We start from the raw sequence: 17895 nt of genomic DNA on the forward strand, positions 1-17895 counted from the left end.
TGATCGAAGGGCCCGTCCGAGCTACGGCGTCGTTCGGTCAGGACGCGCTCTTCATCCCCGGGTCGCGGTTCCCTTGCGTGGCCCGATACGAACGCAGATACGGCCCCGCAACGCCACCGGCGGGTCAGGCGAAGGCTTCACTTCGACGACCGCGATCTCCTTTCCCGCCAGCGTGGCCTTGTAAACGGTCATGAGCGGGAACGGCAGGATGTTGCCGTCGCTGCGGATGTTCGTGATGTCCCGCAGCAACTCGTCCGTGACGGCAAGTCCCGTCGCCTGCCCCGTTTTGTCGTGCACACCGAGCAAGAGGATGCCGGGCTGTCCCGTGCCTGGGAGGTCGTTGGCGAACGCGCAGATCGCCTCTTCAATCGCTCCCTTGACGCTCTTGAAGGACTCTTTGCGCTCGACCCGAAAGCTCTCCAGGTCTGCCGCCAGGCTCGCGATCTCCTGCTCGGTCAGCATGGTACGGCCTCACATCCCCCCGTCCTCGAGCGGGCAACTCCCGTGCGGCATCGCCTCCGGATCCGGCGGCGGGTTCGGCTCTCCGTCTCCGGTCCCCGCCACCACGAGCAGCCAGTAGTCCACGCAGCTCCCGTTCACGATCACGAGCTTGTTCGCGTCGACCGTCCGTAGCTCCGCCTGGTTGCCCGCCGCGTGCGCCAAGGTGCTTTCCTTGGTCCCGCACTTCTCGAACGACAGCCAGATGTCCACGAACCGCGGCACCTCGCCGAGCCCGTGTTCGAGCTCGTACCGCATCCCCGCGGGGAACCAGAGCAGCTCCCCGTTCCACGGCGCGCTCATGTAGACGCCGTGCTCCACCGTGCCCTCCGTGTAGCGGACGGGCGTGTTCGCATCGGCCGAGCGGTCGCAGTTCGGGCCGATCGAGTTGATCGTGTTGCAGCCGCTCGACCCCGCGAGCGCGAGCGCGGCCACGACGATCCCCCAGCGTGTCGCGCGGCCCATCAGCCCAGCCAGCGCGCCGCGTCCACGGCGTGGTAGGTCAGGATGAAGTCCGCTCCCGCGCGCCGGATCGACGTCAGGAGCTCCAGCACCGCGCGCTTCTCGTCGATCATCCCCGCGGCCGACGCGGCTTTGATCATCGCGTACTCGCCGCTCACGTTGTACGCGCCGAGCGGCAGCGGCGACGCCGCGCGCACCTTCGCGATCACGTCGAGGTAGGGCAGGGCAGGCTTCACCATCAGGAGATCCGCGCCTTCCTCCTCGTCGAGCCGCGCCTCGCGCAGCGCCTCGCGCGTGTTCGCCGGATCCATCTGGTAGCCCGCGCGATCGCCGAACTTCGGCGCGCAGTCCGCAGCCTCGCGGAACGGCCCGTAGAAGCTCGACGCGTACTTCACCGCGTACGACAGGATCGCCGTGCCCTCGTGGCCCTCGCCGTCGAGCGCGCGGCGGATCGCGCCGACGCGCCCGTCCATCATGTCGCTCGGGGCCACGATGTCCGCGCCCGCCGCCGCATGCACGACCGCCGCCTTCGCCAGGACCTCCAGCGTCGCGTCGTTGTCGACCTCGAGCTCGCCGCGGGGACCCGGCTTCAAGATCCCGCAATGCCCGTGCTCGGTGTACTCATCGACGCAGACGTCGGTGATGACCAGGAGGTCCGGCGCGGCGTCTTTCAGGGCCGCGACCGCGCGCGGGACCGGGCCGTTCGGATCGTAGGCGGACGAGCCGCTCGCGTCCTTGGTCCGGGGCAAGCCGAACAGGATCACCCCGCCGAGTCCGAGGGAGCGGGCTTGCCGCGCCTGCTCGGCGGCCGCAGCGACCGGGAGCTGGAAGACGCCCGGCATCGTCGAGATGGGGCGGGGTTCGTCGAGCACCTCGTGGAAGAAGAGGGGCAGGACGAAGTCCGAGGGGGCGAGGGAGGTCTCACGGACCAGGCTCCGGATCGCGGGCGAGCGGCGGAGCCTGCGGGGTCGTTCGGTCGGGAACACGCGGGCCACTGTAGCAGCGTGGTTTTTCATGCGGGGAGGGGGATTGCATTTCCCAAAACCGGATCCATTTCGTCGTCGCCATGACCCAAGAAGCCCCCCCGACCCCCGAAGCGCCGCCGGTCGTTTCTCCCGCCGCCGTGGAGATGCCGTTCCAGGCGGAGGTGCAGCAGGTTCTCTCCCTCGTCATCAACTCGCTCTACGCGAACCAGGAGGTCTTCCTGCGCGAGCTCGTGTCGAACGCCTCCGACGCGCTCGACAAGGCCCGCTTTCTCGGCCTCACGCGCAAGGACGTGACCGAGCAGGAAGGCGAGCCCGCGATCTCGATCCAGCTCGACGACGAGGCCCGCACGATCGTCATCGAGGACAACGGCATCGGCATGACGCGCGACGAGGTCGTCCAGAACCTCGGCACCATCGCGAAGAGCGGTTCGCTCGAATTCCTCAAGGCACACGCCGAGGCCCTTCGCGCGAGCCAGGACAAGAACGGCGCGGTCAAGCTCATCGGCCAGTTCGGCGTGGGCTTTTACGCAGCGTTCATGGTCGCCTCGCGGGTCGACGTGGAGACGCGCTCCATGCTCCCGGATGCCGAGCCCGTGCTCTGGCGCTCGGGAGGATCCGGCACGTTCACGGTCGCGACGGGCGAGCGTGCGCACCCCGGGACGAAGATCACGCTGCACCTCAAGGAGGACACGCGCGAGTACACGAAGGCCTATCGGATCAAGGAGATCATCCGCAAGTACTCGGACTTCGTGCACTTCCCGATCTCGGTGAACGGCGAGGTCGCGAACCGGAAGGCGGCACTCTGGACGCTGCCGAAGTCGCAGGTGACGGAGGAGCAACACGCCGAGTTCTTCCGGCACGTGACGGGCGGCTACGAGGGCGAAAAGCCGCTCTGGCACCTGCACGTGTCGATCGACGCGCCGGTGCAGTTCCAGGCGCTGCTCTACGTGCCCGAGAAGGCGCCGCCGGACCTCTTCCAGCGGGATCGCCGTGCGATCCGGCTCTACGCGAAGCGCGTGCTCATCGTCGAGGACTGCGACAAGGTCGCGCCGATCTACCTGCGTTTCCTGCGCGGCGTGGTCGACTCCGAGGATCTCTCGCTGAACGTCTCGCGCGAGATGCTGCAGGAGGACAAGGCCCTGAAGCAGATCGAGACGCAGATCACGAAGCAGGTTCTCAAGGGCCTGAAGGAGCTCTCGGAGAGCGAGCCCGAGAAGTACGCGTTGGTCTGGAACGAGTTCGGCAAGGTCCTCAAGGAGGGCGTGTCGGTCGACTGGAAGAACAAGGACGCGATCGCGGACCTCTGCCGGTTCGGCTCGATGAACACGCCCGAGGCAGAGCTCATTTCGCTGAAGCAGTACGTCGCGGCGATGCCGGAGTCGCAGAAGGAGATCTACTACCTGACGGGCACGAGCCGCCGCGGGCTGGAGAAGAGCCCGCACATCGAGGCCTTCAAGAAGCGCGGCTACGACGTTCTCTTCATGACGGAGCCCGTCGACGAGTGGGTCGTGCAAACCTTGACCGAGTACGACAAGCGCCGTCTGCGCAGCATCGCGCACGGCGACATCGATCTCGGCGAGAAGGACGAGAAGGCCGACGAGAAGGCCAACGAGCAGATCAAGAGCGCCGTCTCCGCCGTGAAGGCCACGCTCGGCGAGCGGGTGAAGGACGTGCGCGCCTCACGCCGCCTGACCGACAGCGCGAGCTGCCTGGTCGCCGCCGAGGGAGATCTCGGCGTCAACATGGAGCGGATCATGCGCATGATGGGCGAGGACGCGCCCCAGGCGAAGCGAATCCTGGAGCTCAACCCCGAGAGCCCCATCGTCAAGAACCTGAGCGCACTGGCCGAGAAGGACCCGAGCGCAGAGCCCATCAAGCTCTGGTCCGAGCTGCTCTACGAGCAGGCCCTGCTCGCCGAGGGCGTCGTGGTCGACCCGGCCAAGCTCGTGCAACACATCCAGGATCTGCTCGTCCAGGCCAGCAACGCAGCCGTGGCGCGGTAAGGCGTTTCCTCTCGAAGCCGTTGTGCTGGGGTGCTGCCCCGGCGCAACGGCCTGCGAGGACACGTCACGCAGGCTGCGCGTCGCCCTCCAGTGCCGTGAACAGGGCTTCCGCGCTCGACAGGGACTCCTCTGAGCCGACGGCTGCGAGGATGTCGCCCACTTCGAGCTGATCCTTTGGGCCGGGCATCATCGAGGGTTTGCCGTCGCGCACGATGGCGAGGATGGCGGCGCCTGTCTTCGCACGTAGATCGAGCTCGCCCAGCGTGCGCCCGATGGCCGTGCTCCCGGGTGCGATGCGCAAGAGGCGTGGCGCGCCGAGACCGAGGAGCAGCGAGGGGGCGTCGTTCGGGGTGGGGGGCGACGTTGCGGCGTGGTCTTTCCCGTGCGCTGCGCGTGCTGTTGCTTCGCCGGCGAGCTTTGATTTGAGCACGTCGAGGACGACGGCTCCTCCGGCTTGCACCTCGAGCTCGAATTGTCGGGCGTTCCGCCAGAAGGAGACGATCGCGATGATGGCGAGCGCGACGAGGAGCAGGACGCCGACGCCCGGCGGCACGAAGGGCTCGACAGCTGTGACCGAGGCGGCTGCGGTTGCCACCAGGAGGCCGAGCTGCACGACGAGCGCGACGGGACGACCGATCTTCGTGTCGCCTGCGACCGTCAGGCCGACTGCGCGCGTCAGGCGGACAATCCCGAAGACGAACGGCAACACGACGAGCGCGGCTGCGGCGAAGACGAGCACTTGCGAGGCGCCCTTGCTCAGCCCGAGGGACGCGGCGGCTGCGTGCTGGATGCGCTCGTGCAAGAGCCCGCCGCCAACGAGCAGCGCCACGATGAACGCAGCGTCGAGCACGAGCAGCACGCTCAGGCGACGCAGCCGCGCGCCTGTCGTCGCGGACGCGGGTGCCGTGCGCACGCGCTCGATCCACGCGCTGTAGAGCGTGATGAAGGTGCCGATCCGGCGAGGGACATGGTCCTCTACGAAGCGCGCGGCGCCTTCCGAGCGGCGGATCAGCGCGGGCGTCGTCAGCGTCGTGATGGCGGAGACGGCGACGGCGACGGCGAAGAGGAACGGCCGCGTCGCTCCGAGCGTGGAGCCGAGGCCCACGATGATGAACGAGAACTCGCCGATCTGGGAGAGGCTGAGACCTGCCTGCGCGCTCGTGCGGAGCCCGCAGCCCGTCACGATGCCGCCGAGCCCCACGCCGACGACCTTGCCCACGATGACGACCACCGAGAGGACGAGGACGGCGACCCAGTTCTGGAGCACGAGCGCAGGCTCGATGAGCATGCCGACCGACACGAAGAAGATGGCCGCGAACATGTCGCGGATGGGGACGATCAGGTGCTCGACGGTATGCCCCTCGCCGGACTCCGAGATGAGCACCCCGGCGACGAAGGCGCCGAGCGCCACGGAATAGTGCATGGCCGCGCAGGCATGCGCGAAGACGAAGCAGATGCCGATGCTGGCGACGATGGTGGTCTCGGGCCTGCCGAGCCGCACGACGTAGCGCATGAGCCTGGGCACGATGAGCAGGCCGGCGACGACCATGACGACGAGGAACCCGACGAGCTTGCCGGTCGTGAGGAGGAGCGTGGTCGCGTCGAGGCCGCTGCCGGTCGCGACGGTGGTCATCACGGCGAGGAGCAAGATGGCGAGGATGTCCTCGACGATGAGGACGCCGTAGACGAGCTCGCGGAGGCGCGGGTCGATCTTCATCTCGTCGAAGACCTTGGCGATGATCGTCGTGCTGGAGATGGCGATCGCGGCGCCCGCGAAGATGCTCTCGATCTGCGTCCAGCCGAAGGCCTGACCCACGGCGACGCCGGCGCACATCATGAGCGCGACCTGGATGACCGCGATGACGCCCGCGGTGGGCGCGACGCGCACGAGTTTCTCGATGTTGAGCTCGAGGCCGATCGCGAACATGAGCAGGATGACGCCGAGCTCGGAGAGGGTCTGGACCGTGCTCATGTCGGCGTTCAGCGGCAGGGGCAGGTGAGGCCCGACGACGAGGCCGGCGATGATGTAGCCGAGGACGACTGGCTGGCGGATCCGCTGAAAAACGACCGTCGTGATCGCCGCGACGCCGAGCACGGTAGCGAGAGTCTGAAGGAAGGCGTGCGCGTCCTGCATCCTTCGAGAAGTAGCGCTCACACGCGTCGATTCAAGAGATCACGGCCGATCGTGTGCATATTTTATTTGTGCACATAATAACTCTCGGGAGAGGACGCCAAACGGAGCCTCCCGCGCCTCCGTGGGCAAACCCGACGACGATGCCGCGCTCGTGCAGCACCCTCAGGTTCGAGCCGAGCTCGGGCCCGGGTCATGATGTGATCGATCGTACGCCGCTTGATGCGGCGTCTCTGGTTCTGCTGTCCCGAGCGCTTCGACTTGAAGCCTCGGGCCTCCGCCCCCCGTGCTTGCCCGCGCCTCGGTACGCTCCGTTCGTGCGCGCGCTTCGACCTCGGGCGGGTTCGTCGTAGAGTCCCGCCTCATGGCGGTTCGGCTGCACATCAACATCGATCACGTCGCCACCGTGCGAAACGCGCGGGGCACGCGTTACCCCGATCCCGTCTTCGCCGCGGGCCTCTGCGAGGCGGCCGGCGCCGATGGCATCACCGCGCATCTGCGCGAGGATCGGCGCCACATCACCGACGACGACGTCACGCGCCTGCGCGCCTCGGTTCAGACGCTCCTCAACCTGGAGATGGCCGTGACCGAGGAGATGATCGGCATCGCGTCGAGGGTGCGTCCCGACGTGATCACGCTCGTCCCCGAGCGGCGCGAGGAGCGCACGACCGAAGGCGGGCTCGACGTGATCGGGCAACGCGCGGGCGTCGAGGCCGCCGTGAAGATGGCCAAGGAGCGCGGGATCAAGGTGAGCCTGTTCATCGGCGCGGACGAGGCCATGGTCGAGGCCTCCGCGGCGGCCGGCGTCGCGCAGATCGAGCTGCACACCGGCGAGTACTGCCACGCCTCGGGGGAGCAAGCCGAGCACGAGCTCGATCGGCTGAAGCGCGCCGCGGCCCGCGCCTCGGCGCTCGGCCTCGAGGTCGCCGCGGGCCATGGCCTCACCCGTCACAACGTCGGGCCCGTCGTGGCGATCCCCGACATCGTGGAGGTGAACATCGGCCACTCGGTCATCGCCGACGCCGTCTTCTTCGGGCTCGACCGCGCCGTGCGAGACCTTCGGAGGGCCGTCGATCGGGGGCTCGGGGGCAGAGCTCCGCTTGCCGGAGCGGAGCCCTCGAACGCTGACAACGCCCGGGGTCGTTCGCGATGATCCCCGTCCTCACGCGCGCCCAGATGCGCGCGTTCGACAAGTACGCGATCGAGACGTGCCACGTGCCCGGCGTCGTCCTCATGGAGAACGCCGGCCGCGGCGCCGCGGACGTCCTCTCCGCGATGATCGAGGCGCGCCGCCCACACACGCCGAGCCGCGAGGCCGACGCGATCTCCGCCCGCGCCCGCTCTTTCCCGGTCCGCCACGTGCAGAGCCCCGGCCAGCCCGCCACGTACCCGCTCGAAGCGCGCGTCGTCGTCGTCTGCGGCACGGGCAACAACGGCGGCGATGGGTTCGTCGTGGCGCGCCACCTCTACGCCCGCGGCGCCGAGGTCGAGGTCTATCTCGCCGGCAAGAGCGAGAAGGTGATGGGCGACGCGCGCATCAACCACGACGCCTACATCGACCTCGGCGGCCGCTTCTTCGAGCTGCCCGAGGGCGCGGGGCTCGGGCCGTTGCACACCGCCCTCGCGCGCGCCGACTTCGTCATCGACGCCCTCTTCGGCACCGGCCTCGACAGGCCGATCACCGGCCACCTCGCCGACGTGATCGCCGTGCTCAACGACGCGGCCGCCCGCTGCGTCGCGCTCGACATCCCCTCGGGGCTCGACGCCGACAGCGGCGCGCCGCTCGGCATCGCGGTGCGCGCGGACGACACCGTCACGTTCGGCCACCTCAAGATCGGCATGCTCACGCCCGAGGGCGCGCGGCTCGCGGGCAACGTGCACGTGGTCGACCTCGGCGTCCCCGATCCGCCGATCCTCACGCACGTCGGCGTCGTCGCCGAGGTCATCCGCCGCGAGACGGTTGGCTCGTACTTCGCGCCGACGCCCGAACGATCCCCCGCCTTCCCACGCCAGGTTGGCGCCTGGACACGCCCCGGTGTCGATTTGACACGCCGGGGGGACACACGTCCTGTGGCGTCCCAATGATTCCAATCACTTAGGACGTGCCACGCCTGGGCACCCGCCTTGCGAAAGGCCCCGAGCACCAGGAGGTCACGTCGCCATGTTCGCTCAGGCCCTCGCCACCACGCCCGTCCCCTCGAAGTCGCTTCAAGCCAACTCGATCGAGGAGCTCCGCCGAGGTGTCGCCGCGCTGGCCCCCGAGCTCTTCGGCCGCGCCCTTCGCATGTCGCGCTCCAGCGCCCTCGCCGAGGACCTCGTGCAGGACACCGTCGAGCGCGCCCTCCGCTTCGAGAACCAGTACCGCCCCGGCACGAACCTGAAGGCGTGGGTCCACCAGATCCTTTTCAGCGTCTTCATCACGAAGTGTCGCCGCAACCGTCGCGAGCGCCGCGCCCTCGACGTGCTCTATTCCGACCCGAACGCGTGGACGGCCGCGCCCGCGGTCTCCGAGATGACCGCGCTCTCGCCGCCCACCCTCCGCGCGCTCGAAGCCATCCAGGAGGTGTATCGCGAGGCGCTCATCCTCGTGGACCTGCAGGAGATGACGTACAAGGACGCCGCCGAGAAGCTCGGTGTGCCCGTGGGCACCGTCATGAGTCGTCTCCACCGCGGCAGGCGCCTGCTCGCCAAGGCCCTCGAGGCCGATCGGGACGCGTCGCTTGTGCAGTGCAACATGTTGGAGTAGTTCGCTTCTCCGGGGCGCGCGCTCCGTTGCGCCCGAGCCTCCCGGAGGATGCGATGACCTTGCCCGTTCCCGTGTACATCGTCGGCGCCGCTCGCACGCCCATCGGCGCCTTCCTCGGCGCCCTCTCCGCCCTCCCCGCCCCGCGCCTCGGCGCCGCTGCCATCGAGGCCGCGCTCGCGCGTTCGAAGGTCCCGGCCGATCGCGTCGGCGAGGTCTTCATGGGCAACGTGCTCGGCGCCGGCGTCGGCCAGGCCCCCGCGCGCCAGGCCGCCATCTACGCGAACATCCCCAAGAACGTGCCGGCGACGACCGTCGGCAAGGTCTGCGGCTCGGGCATGCAGGCCGTGATCCTCGGCGCCAAGAGCATCGCGCTCGGCGACGCGGAGATCGTGGTCGCGGGCGGCATGGAGTCGATGTCGAACGTGCCGTACTACCTCACGCAGGCGCGGAACGGCTACCGCATGGGCGACAACAAGATCGTCGACGGCATGATCCACGACGGCCTGTGGGATCCCTACGGCAACTTCCACATGGGCAACGCCGGCGAGCTGTGTGCCAAGAAGTACGAGTTCTCGCGCGAGGCCCAGGACGAGTTCGCCAAGGAGAGCTTCCGCCGCGCCCTCGCCGCGCAGAAGGAAGGCCTCTTCGACGCGGAGATCGTGCCCGTGAACGTGCCGCAGAAGAAGGGCGACGCCGTGGTCGTGAAGCTCGACGAGGGCCCGCCCGCCGGCAAGCCCGACAAGATCGGCACGCTCAAGCCTGCGTTCCAGAAGGACGGGACCATCACCGCGGCGAACGCCTCGTCGATCAATGACGGCGCCTCCGCGCTCGTGCTCGCCAGCGAGAAGGCCGTGAAGGAGCTCGGCCTCGAGCCGCTCGCGCGGATCGCCGGCTACGGCGGCGCCGCGCAGGAGCCCGAGTGGTTCACGACCGCGCCCGCGGCCGCCGTCGAGAACACGCTCGCGCGGACCAAGCTCACGAAGGAGCAGATCGACGTCTGGGAGATCAACGAGGCCTTCGCCGTGGTCACGCTGGCCGTGAACAAGCTCGTCGGCATCGACAACGCCCGCGTCAACGTGCGCGGCGGCGCCGTCGCGCTCGGTCACCCCATCGGCGCCACGGGCGCGCGTATGCTCACCACGATGATCCACGCCATGAAGGATCGCGGCGACAAACGCGGCCTCGCGACGTTGTGCATCGGCGGCGGCGAGGCGCTCGCCGTCGTGCTCGAGCGATAACGCCATGGGGCGGCCGTGGCGCGTCACGCTGGGCGTCGAGCGTTTTCCCGCGCTCACGCCCACCTTGCCTCCCGCCACCCACACGAACAGCTACGCGCTGGGCGAGCGGGAGGTGCTGCTCGTCGAGCCAGCGACGCCGTTCGACGACGAGCGGCGCGCGTGGCTCGCATGGGCGCGCTCCCTTTCGAGCCGCGGCCGTCACCCCATCGGCATCCTCCTCACGCATCACCACGTCGATCACGTGGGCGGCGCCTGGTTCTTCGCGAACGAGCTGCGCCTGCCGCTGCTCGCGCACCACGAGACGGCCGCGCGCCTCGCCGGGGAGGTCCGCGTCGACCGCCACATCGAGGATGGCGAGCGGATCGTGCTCGATGGTCCGCACCCCATGCCGCTCCGTGTGCTCCACACCCCGGGCCACGCGCCGGGCCACGTCTGCCTCTTCGACGAGGACACGGGCACCGCGGTCGTCGGGGACATGGTGGCGAGCGAGGGTACGATCCTCATCGAGCCCGTGGACGGCGACATGATCGCGTATCTCGCGCAGCTCGATCGCCTCGCGGGGTTGTCCGCTGCGGTCGCGCTCCCCGCGCACGGCGATCCCATCGACGAGCCGACCACGCTCTTTCGCCGGTACATCACGCATCGCCTCGCGCGCGAGGCCAAGGTCGTCGCGGCCTTTGCCTCGATGCCTCCCGCGGGCGCGAGCCTCGACGCGCTCCTGCCCGTCGCCTACGCCGATACGTCGTCTCTGCTCTGGCCCCTTGCGCGGATGAGCCTCGAAGCGCACCTCGTCAAGCTCGAGCGCGAGGGGCGCGTCCTGCGCACCGGGGACGGCGGGTACCATCTCGTCGCTGGGTAACTCTTCCCGCCGGGGCCGGGCCGGCCTAGGCTGCCTCCGCTCGCCGTCTCTCGGGTGGAGGAACGCTTGATGAAACGAACGCTGATTTCCCTGGGGCTCGTGGGGGGCGCGCTCGTCGCTGCCGGTTGCGCGGACGAGCCGAACCAGAACCCGCCCCCGGCGCCCGAGCCCAACATCGAGCGCTTCCAGCCCGAGGGGTGCGATTTCGAGATCGCCACCCGCGCCGAATACATGAATTTCCAGCGCGGCAGCGCCAAGACCTCGGCCGCGCCCGACATCCGCCGCGTCCGCCTCGGCCTCGGCGGCAACGTCGAGATCGGGGCCCCGGGCCGCGCCGATCCCGCGACCTCCGCGGGCTTCGGCTGGCAGACCGACCCGGAGACACTCGCCAGCGAGATCCAGTGGGGCACCACGCCCGACCCGTCGACCTGGCCCGCCACGAATCGCAAGGGCGGCGTCACGTGGGTGACCCCCCAGGGCCTCATCGCCCCGCAAGGCGACGATCGCATGCACGAGGCCTATCTCTGCGGCCTGACCCCCGCGACGACCTATTATTATCGCGTCGGCGGCGGCCCCGCGGGCAAGGAGGTCTGGAGCGAGGTCCATTCCTTCACGACCACGCCGAAGGATCCCAATGCCGAGGTCCTCCTCGGCGTCTCGGGCGACGCGCGCGGCCAGGACAACCAGGCCTGGCGCCTGATCCAGCGCCGCATGATGAAGGCCGGCGTCACGGCCGAGCTCTTTTCGGGCGACATGATCAATTTCGCCACCGATCAGAGCGAATGGCACAAATGGCTCGATCTCGCGGCGAAGGACGCCGACGGGAGCCTGCTCACGCTCGGGCAGATCCTCACGCTCTCGACACACGGCAACCACGAGAACCACACGACGCATTTCTACAGCAGCGTCGTCCTCCCCCAGGACACGACGAAATTCGCGGACTACCCCGAGCTCTTTTATTCGGTCGACATCGGCCCGGTCCACGTCGTGGTCGTCGACGACTTCTGGGTCACGTCCCCGACCGGAAAACCCGATTACGCCCCGATGCTGAAGGCGTGGCTGGAGAAGGACCTCGAGGCGGCGAACAAGAATCGCGCGAACGTGCCCTGGATCGTCGGCATGCACCACCACGCCGAGTTTTCCTCCTCGTCGCACGGCACCGATTCGGACGTCCTCCTCGGCCGGCAGTTTTTCGTGCCGATATGGGACAAGTACCAGGTCGATCTGATGGTCCTCGGCCACGACCACAACTACGAGCGCACGAAGCCGCTCACCGGCCCGCTCGCCGAGGGCACGCTCGAGCCCGTGGTCCAGGCGCCGCCCGCGAAGGGCACGATCTACATGGTCTGCGCCGGCGCGGGCGCCGATGCGTACGGCAAAGGCTTCAGCACGTGGACCGACGTCAGCGCGGCCTACGACAGCAAGACCGTGTTCGGCTTCTACTCGTTCCTCAAGGCCAACAAGACCTCGCTGACCATCGAGTCGCACGAGATCCGGCCCGACGAGACCGACCCGGTCATCGACATGATCACCCTCAGCAAGTGAGCCAAGCCGCCCCGGGCGCTTGCACGCGCGCGCCGATGCGCCGCGCGAGGGCGCCCGTTCGCCCTTGCGCTACTGCAACTCGTTTGCTACTTGGTTCGCGTTGCTTTTGCGGAGGTGATTCAAGTGAAGCAAATGTGCGGGATTCGTGCGCAGCTCCTCGCCCTCGGAAGCGCGGCTCTCTTCGTCGTCGGATGCGGCGGCGAGGACGGCGCGACGGCCGAGAAGGGCTCGGCCCAGGTCTTCGTCGAGGCGGAAGACACCATCCCGAACGGCCTGGCCGCCGGCATGGGCGATGAGGACATCCAGGACGGCTGGAGCGTCACCTACGACCGCTTTCTCGTCGCGATCGGCAACATCCGCGCCTCGCGCTCCGACGCGACCGAGGCGCTCTCCGCGCCCGACGTGTACGTCCTCGACCTGAAGAAGGTCCCCGCGGGCGGCTACGTCGTGGCGACGTTCGAGGACGTGAGCGCGACGCGCTGGGACCGCTTCGGCTTCGACCTGCCGAACGCCAAACCCGGCGCCAAGGGCCTCGGGAACACGAGCGAGGCAGACGTCTCGCTCCTCGTCGACAACGGATGGTCGCTCTACATCGCGGGCACGCTCGACAACGGCACCACGCAGAAGACGTTCCGCTGGGGCCTCGCCGCCGGCACGTCGTACGACGATTGCGCGACGGAGGACGAGATCCCCGGCTTCGCAGTCCCGGCCGGCGGCAGCGTGCCGGTCAAACCCACGATCCACGGCGATCACTGGTTCTTCAACAACATCACGGCCGGCACCGAGGTCACGGCGCGCTACGCCCAGTACATCGCCGACGCCGACGCGAACGACGACGGCGAGACCACGCTCGACGAGCTGAAAGCGACGCAGGCTGCCGCCGTGTTCCCGCCCGACAAGTACAGCCTCGCCGGCGTCGCCATCGAGACCGCGTACGACTACGTCCTCGCCCAGGCGCGCACGCTCGGTGACTACCAGGGCGACGGCGAGTGCCCGACGCGCAAAGTTCTCCCCTGAACGCGGCGCCCGGTCCTTCTGGCCCTCACCCCCCTGGGCCCTCGTCCGGATCGGTGCTATTCCGGCCTCCGTGCGCGATCCCTACGATGTGCTCGGCGTCGACCGCTCGGCGACGCAGGACGAGATCAAGAGCGCCTTCCGCAAGCTCGCAGGGCAGCACCACCCGGACAAGAACCCGGGTGACGATGGGGCGCATCAGCGCTTCAAGGAGATCAACGCGGCCTACCAGATCCTGAGTGATCCGCAGAAGCGCGCCGCGTTCGATCGCTTCGGCCCGATGGGCGTCGGCGGCGCCGGTGGGCAGCCGGGCAGCCCCTTCGGCGGCGCGGGCTACGTCGACCTGAACGACCTCAACATCGACGGCCTCTTCGGCGACCTGCTCGGCGCGCTCGGCATCAAGGTCGGCGACCGCGGCAACCTCCAGAAAGAGATCCGCATCAGCTTCGAGGAAGCGGCGTTCGGCTGCACCAAGGAGATCACCTACGAGCGCGTCGAGCCGTGCAACGACTGCGGCGGCGTCGGCGCGGCGAAGGGCACGCAGACCGAGCGCTGCAGCCTCTGCCTCGGCCGCGGCCGCGTCCGCATGCAGCAGGGCGTTTTCCCGATCGCCGTCGAGCGGCCGTGCACGCGCTGCCGCGGCACGGGCCGCATCGTGCTCGATCCGTGCAAAAGCTGCCGGGGCGCGGGCGTCGTGGCGAAGCCGCGCACGATCGAGGTCACGATCCCCGCGGGCATCGAGAACGGCGCCACGCGGCTCGTCGAGCGCGGCGGCAACTGCACGCGCCCCGATCGCGCGCCGGGCGACCTCGAGCTCACGATCCGCGTCGCGCCGCATGAATTTTTCCGCCGTGTGGGGGACGATGTCGTCTGCTCGGTCCCGATCTCCTTCCCGATCGCCGCGCTCGGCGGCGAGGTCGAAGTCCCCACGCTCGAAGGCAAGGGCAAGTTGCGCATCCCCCCGGGGACGCAGCCCGGCTCCGTGCTGCGCGTCAAAGGCAAGGGCATCGTGCGCCGCGTCATGGGCGGCCGCGGCGATCAGCTCGTGGAAATCGGCGTGGAAGTGCCGACGCGGCTCACGGACGAGCAGAAGGAGCTCATCACCCGGTTCGCGTCGACCCTGGGCGAAATTCCGCAGGAGCCCGAACGCGAGAGTTTCATGGACAAGTTGAAGAGCCTTTTTGGGTAGGCTTGTCGTTCGAGCGGCGTGGCTCAAACGAGCACAGAAGCCTTCCTCGATCCGACCGAGACGAAGACGAGAATGAGCAAGCCCATGTCCAAGTTCATCGACGTGCTGAGCGACTCGACGGGGGAGACCGCCGAGAAGGTCGTCCGCGCCGCGCTTCTCCAGTTCCCGCAGGCGGGCGTGCAGATCCGCCTGCACACGCGCGTGCGTACGAAGGAGGTCGCGCGGCCGGTCCTCGAGCGTGCCGCGAAGGAAGGCGCGCTGCTCGTGTTCACGGTCGTCAGCCCCGAGCTGCGCGAGTTCATCCACTCGGCGACGGCGGAGCTGCGCATCGAGGCGATCGACGTCATCGGCTCGCTCATCGGCAAGCTCGGCACGTTCCTCGATCGCGAGCCGATCAACCTGCCGAGCGCGATGCTCCCGCTCAGCGACGAGTATTTCCGTCGCATCGAGGCCGTCGAGTTCGCCGTCAAGAGCGACGACGGCAAGGAGCCGCGCAACTTCCGCAAAGCCGACATCATCCTCGTCGGCGTCTCGCGCACCTCGAAGACGCCGCTCTCGACGCTCCTCGCGCAGCGTGGCCTGAAGGTCGCGAACCTCCCGCTCGTGCTCGGCGTTCCGCTCCCGCACGAGATCGAGGAAGCGCCGAGTGATCGCATCGTCGGCCTCACGATCGGCCTCGATCAGCTCTGCGAGATCCGCCAGGCGCGCCTGCGCCAGCTCGGCATGCCCCCCGAGACGAATTACGCGATGCGGGAGCACGTGCGCACGGAGCTCGACTTCGCGCACAACATCTTCCGCGCGCATCCCGAGTGGCCCGTCGTCGATGTCACGGGCCGCGCGATCGAGGAGACGGCGGTCATCATCCTGGAGAGCATTCACGAGCGGAACCGAGCCGCGCACTGAACCGAACGGCGCGCCCGATCCTCCTTGTGCCTGGCGCAGCGCGGGGCGGATAATCGGGCGCATGACTTCAGCCCGGCTCAAGCACACAGCGTTCGTTGCGTTTGCGCTTCTCCTCGTTCCGGGAGTCCTTGCGGTCTCCTGCTCGGCGACGTCGAACCGGAACGAGTTCGGCGACGGTGGCGCGGGTGGCGAAGGGCCGGGTGGTCCGGGCGGGCCGGGCAGCGGCGGCATGGGCGGCGACATCTTCGTTGGTTCGGGTGGTTCGGGGGGGCTCGGCGGCGGGGATCCCGGCGTCGATCCGACGACGTGCGACGAGGCCGCGGCGGCGCGCACGTACATCGGCTGCGACTTCTGGCCGACGGTCGTGGCGAACAACGTCTGGTCGATCTTCGACTACGCGGTCGTCGTGGCGAACGCGGGGGATCAGCCTGCCGAGGTCACGGTCACGCGTGGCGCCAACACCATCGCCACCGCGACCGTCCCGCCGAACGACCTCGCGAAGATCTACCTGCCGTGGGTGCCCGAGCTGAAGGGCCCGGACGCCAACGAGTGTGGCAGCGCCACGCCGCTTTCGAGCACGGTGCGCGTGCCGGACGGCGCTTATCACCTCGTGACCACGCGCCCCGTCACGGTCTACCAGTTCAGCGCGCTCGAGTACGGCCCGCAGGGTGGACCGCCCGGCAAGGACTGGAGCTCGTGCCCTGGGCAGTTTTGCTCCTTCCCCGGTCCCCTGGAGTGTTTCTCCTACTCGAACGACGCCTCGCTCCTGCTCCCGAGCACGGCCATGACCGGCAACTACCGCATCACGAGCTACAAGGGGTGGGCTGGCGCGAACATCGGCGCTTACTTCGCCGTCACGGGCACGCAGGATGGCACGAGCGTGCAGGTCAAGGTCTCGGGCAAGGGGGAGATCGTCGGCGGCGGCGGCGTGCCGAGCACCGCGGCGAACGGCCTCGCGACCTTCCCCGTCAATCGCGGCGAGGTCGTCGAGGTCCTCTTCGCGCCGACCTCCGATCCGGCGGGCTCGCTCGTCTACGCGGACAAACCCGTCCAGGTCATCGCGGGGATCCCGTGCACGCAGATGCCCGAAGGCGTGGTGGCGTGTGATCACATCGAGGAGTCCGTCTTCCCCGCCGAGACGCTCGGCAAGCGGTACTTCGTCACGGTCCCGACCTCGCCGGGCGGCGGCCCTGTCGGCCACGTCGTGCGAATCTTCGGCAACGTCAACGGCACCAAGCTCACCTACCCGGGCACGACGCCGCCGGGCGCGCCGCTCAGCATCAACGCGGGCCAGGTCTTCGACCTCGGCCAGGTAGGCGCGGACTTCGAGATCGTCGGTGATCACGAGTTCGCTGTCGCCTCCTTCCAGCTTGGCACCGAGCTCGTCGATCTGTTCGGCGATAAGGGGGATCCTGCGCAGAGCCTCGCCACGGCCGTCGAGCAATATCGCCTGAAGTATATCTTCCTCGCGCCGAGCGATTACGACGTGAACTACGTCGACGTCGTGCAGCCGCTGTCGGCGACGGTGACGCTCGACGGCCAGGTGGTGGCGCAGTCGCCGACGCCGATCAGCTCGGCCTACGGCATCGTGCGTCTCCAGCTCGGGCCTGGAAAGAACGGCGCGCACGTGCTCACCGCGACGGAGCCGGTGGGCATCCAGGTCATGGGGTACGGCTCTGCCACGAGTTACCAGTACCCCGGCGGCCTGAATCTCGGCACCATCGCGCCGCCCCCGCCCCCGCCCAAGTGATCGTCGGGAAAATCAGTTATTCTTCGACGCACTGTGTCTTCACGCAGAGCGTTCGTCTTCAGCTTAGGGCTTCTGGGGGCCGTCCTTGCAGGACTTTCGGCGTGTGAGAAGCCCAAACCTCCACCGCCCGATGTGGACGGAGGACATGGCGGCGAGGGGGGTTGTCCCGTACGACCTCCCGAGCCGCTCTTCGTCCTCGACGTCCGCGCGGATGGCGAGCCCCTCCCGCCGGATCTGCGCATCGTCGTCGAGTGGAGCGCCGGCGATGAACCGCCGTTCGACCTGTCCGACGCGACGACGTGGAAGACGCTCGACGACGGCGCGAACTTCGTTTGCAACGTCGATCGAACCAAGCCACCGCCCACGGATCTCGCGGCCCTCCTGTGCGAGCTCTGGACGAGCGGCCCGGTGAACGTGCTCGTCACGGCCGAGGGGTTCGAGCCACACGCCGAGACGCTCCAGCCCGCGATGAGCGAGCTCTGCGGCACGCTCACGCCGATGGAGGTGGCCATCCTGCTCTCGCGTGCGAAGATGGACGCCGGCGCGACGCCCTGAAAGGAAGGCGAAGGAG

At 68.7% G+C, this 17895-nt stretch carries 16 protein-coding genes; 12 read left to right on the forward strand and 4 right to left on the reverse strand.

Annotated features, from left to right (window positions below; translation table 11 throughout):
• Positions 1-51 precede the first annotated feature (51 nt).
• From POL67_RS10750 to hemB, 3 genes are read right to left on the reverse strand one after another with little or no spacing between them, the layout of a single operon-like run.
• A complete protein-coding gene (locus POL67_RS10750) occupies positions 52-462 on the reverse strand; it encodes an AlbA family DNA-binding domain-containing protein (protein ID WP_271917159.1) in 411 nt (136 codons plus the stop codon).
• 9 nt (positions 463-471) lie between these two features.
• Positions 472-963 carry a hypothetical protein gene (locus POL67_RS10755; RefSeq protein ID WP_271917160.1) on the reverse strand — a complete coding sequence of 164 codons (492 nt, stop codon included), beginning with the start codon at positions 961-963 and terminating at the stop codon, positions 472-474.
• Positions 963-1976: a porphobilinogen synthase gene (gene hemB, locus POL67_RS10760; RefSeq protein WP_271917161.1), complete on the reverse strand. Its 1014-nt coding sequence runs from the start codon at positions 1974-1976 to the stop codon at positions 963-965. Before hemB ends, POL67_RS10755 begins: the two co-directional genes overlap by 1 nt.
• Before the next feature lie 50 nt (positions 1977-2026).
• On the opposite strand from hemB, the gene htpG reads away from it, so the two are divergent.
• Positions 2027-3949 (forward strand): molecular chaperone HtpG, encoded by a 1923-nt coding sequence (gene htpG / locus POL67_RS10765; RefSeq protein WP_271917162.1) that lies wholly within the window; start codon positions 2027-2029, stop codon positions 3947-3949.
• Between the two features lie 64 nt (positions 3950-4013).
• On the opposite strand, the gene POL67_RS10770 is transcribed toward htpG, so the two are convergent.
• Positions 4014-6083, reverse strand: coding sequence for a monovalent cation:proton antiporter family protein (locus tag POL67_RS10770; protein ID WP_271917163.1), 2070 nt, complete (start codon positions 6081-6083; stop codon positions 4014-4016).
• A gap of 361 nt (positions 6084-6444) precedes the next feature.
• Between POL67_RS10770 and POL67_RS10775 the strand changes: the two genes are divergently transcribed.
• The 11 genes from POL67_RS10775 to POL67_RS10825 all read left to right on the forward strand — a co-directional run bounded on the left by POL67_RS10775 (position 6445) and on the right by POL67_RS10825 (position 17879).
• Entirely contained in the window at positions 6445-7233 is a 789-nt protein-coding gene (locus POL67_RS10775; RefSeq protein WP_271917164.1) for a pyridoxine 5'-phosphate synthase, read from the forward strand.
• Positions 7230-8165, forward strand: a complete 936-nt coding sequence (locus POL67_RS10780) for an NAD(P)H-hydrate epimerase (RefSeq protein ID WP_271917165.1) — start codon at positions 7230-7232, stop codon at positions 8163-8165. The genes POL67_RS10775 and POL67_RS10780 overlap by 4 nt, the downstream gene beginning before the upstream one ends.
• Before the next feature lie 76 nt (positions 8166-8241).
• Positions 8242-8826 (forward strand): RNA polymerase sigma factor, encoded by a 585-nt coding sequence (locus POL67_RS10785; RefSeq protein ID WP_271917166.1) that lies wholly within the window; start codon positions 8242-8244, stop codon positions 8824-8826.
• A gap of 53 nt (positions 8827-8879) precedes the next feature.
• On the forward strand, positions 8880-10064 hold the full coding sequence (locus POL67_RS10790; RefSeq protein WP_271917167.1) for a thiolase family protein: 1185 nt from the start codon (positions 8880-8882) through the stop codon (positions 10062-10064).
• 4 nt (positions 10065-10068) lie between these two features.
• The gene (locus POL67_RS10795; RefSeq protein WP_271917168.1) at positions 10069-10923 is read left to right on the forward strand and encodes an MBL fold metallo-hydrolase; all 855 of its coding nucleotides are present in this window, start codon (positions 10069-10071) and stop codon (positions 10921-10923) included.
• 69 nt (positions 10924-10992) lie between these two features.
• The gene (locus POL67_RS10800; RefSeq protein WP_271917169.1) at positions 10993-12468 is read left to right on the forward strand and encodes a purple acid phosphatase family protein; all 1476 of its coding nucleotides are present in this window, start codon (positions 10993-10995) and stop codon (positions 12466-12468) included.
• Positions 12469-12600: 132 nt separating this feature from the next.
• A complete protein-coding gene (locus tag POL67_RS10805; RefSeq protein ID WP_271930785.1) occupies positions 12601-13485 on the forward strand; it encodes a hypothetical protein in 885 nt (294 codons plus the stop codon).
• A 70-nt stretch (positions 13486-13555) separates the two neighbouring features.
• The gene (gene dnaJ / locus POL67_RS10810; protein WP_271917170.1) at positions 13556-14671 is read left to right on the forward strand and encodes a molecular chaperone DnaJ; all 1116 of its coding nucleotides are present in this window, start codon (positions 13556-13558) and stop codon (positions 14669-14671) included.
• 72 nt (positions 14672-14743) lie between these two features.
• Positions 14744-15574, forward strand: coding sequence for a pyruvate, water dikinase regulatory protein (locus POL67_RS10815; protein WP_136929456.1), 831 nt, complete (start codon positions 14744-14746; stop codon positions 15572-15574).
• 61 nt (positions 15575-15635) lie between these two features.
• The gene (locus POL67_RS10820; protein ID WP_271917171.1) at positions 15636-17324 is read left to right on the forward strand and encodes an IgGFc-binding protein; all 1689 of its coding nucleotides are present in this window, start codon (positions 15636-15638) and stop codon (positions 17322-17324) included.
• A 132-nt stretch (positions 17325-17456) separates the two neighbouring features.
• Entirely contained in the window at positions 17457-17879 is a 423-nt protein-coding gene (locus tag POL67_RS10825; RefSeq protein ID WP_271917172.1) for a hypothetical protein, read from the forward strand.
• Positions 17880-17895: the final 16 nt, after the last annotated feature.

Source organism: Polyangium mundeleinium (assembly GCF_028369105.1).
GTDB classification, from domain to species: domain Bacteria; phylum Myxococcota_A; class Polyangia; order Polyangiales; family Polyangiaceae; genus Polyangium; species Polyangium mundeleinium.

Coding starts and splice junctions, on each gene's coding strand:
- POL67_RS10750 (WP_271917159.1), bottom strand. CDS start 462: ATGCTGACCGAGCAGGAGATCGCGAGCCTGGCGGCAGACCTGGAGAGC.
- POL67_RS10775 (WP_271917164.1), top strand. CDS start 6,445: ATGGCGGTTCGGCTGCACATCAACATCGATCACGTCGCCACCGTGCGA.
- hemB (WP_271917161.1), bottom strand. CDS start 1,976: ATGAAAAACCACGCTGCTACAGTGGCCCGCGTGTTCCCGACCGAACGA.
- htpG (WP_271917162.1), top strand. CDS start 2,027: ATGACCCAAGAAGCCCCCCCGACCCCCGAAGCGCCGCCGGTCGTTTCT.
- POL67_RS10785 (WP_271917166.1), top strand. CDS start 8,242: ATGTTCGCTCAGGCCCTCGCCACCACGCCCGTCCCCTCGAAGTCGCTT.
- POL67_RS10770 (WP_271917163.1), bottom strand. CDS start 6,083: ATGCAGGACGCGCACGCCTTCCTTCAGACTCTCGCTACCGTGCTCGGC.
- POL67_RS10755 (WP_271917160.1), bottom strand. CDS start 963: ATGGGCCGCGCGACACGCTGGGGGATCGTCGTGGCCGCGCTCGCGCTC.
- POL67_RS10820 (WP_271917171.1), top strand. CDS start 15,636: ATGACTTCAGCCCGGCTCAAGCACACAGCGTTCGTTGCGTTTGCGCTT.
- POL67_RS10780 (WP_271917165.1), top strand. CDS start 7,230: ATGATCCCCGTCCTCACGCGCGCCCAGATGCGCGCGTTCGACAAGTAC.
- POL67_RS10790 (WP_271917167.1), top strand. CDS start 8,880: ATGACCTTGCCCGTTCCCGTGTACATCGTCGGCGCCGCTCGCACGCCC.
- POL67_RS10805 (WP_271930785.1), top strand. CDS start 12,601: ATGTGCGGGATTCGTGCGCAGCTCCTCGCCCTCGGAAGCGCGGCTCTC.
- POL67_RS10815 (WP_136929456.1), top strand. CDS start 14,744: ATGAGCAAGCCCATGTCCAAGTTCATCGACGTGCTGAGCGACTCGACG.
- POL67_RS10795 (WP_271917168.1), top strand. CDS start 10,069: ATGGGGCGGCCGTGGCGCGTCACGCTGGGCGTCGAGCGTTTTCCCGCG.
- POL67_RS10800 (WP_271917169.1), top strand. CDS start 10,993: ATGAAACGAACGCTGATTTCCCTGGGGCTCGTGGGGGGCGCGCTCGTC.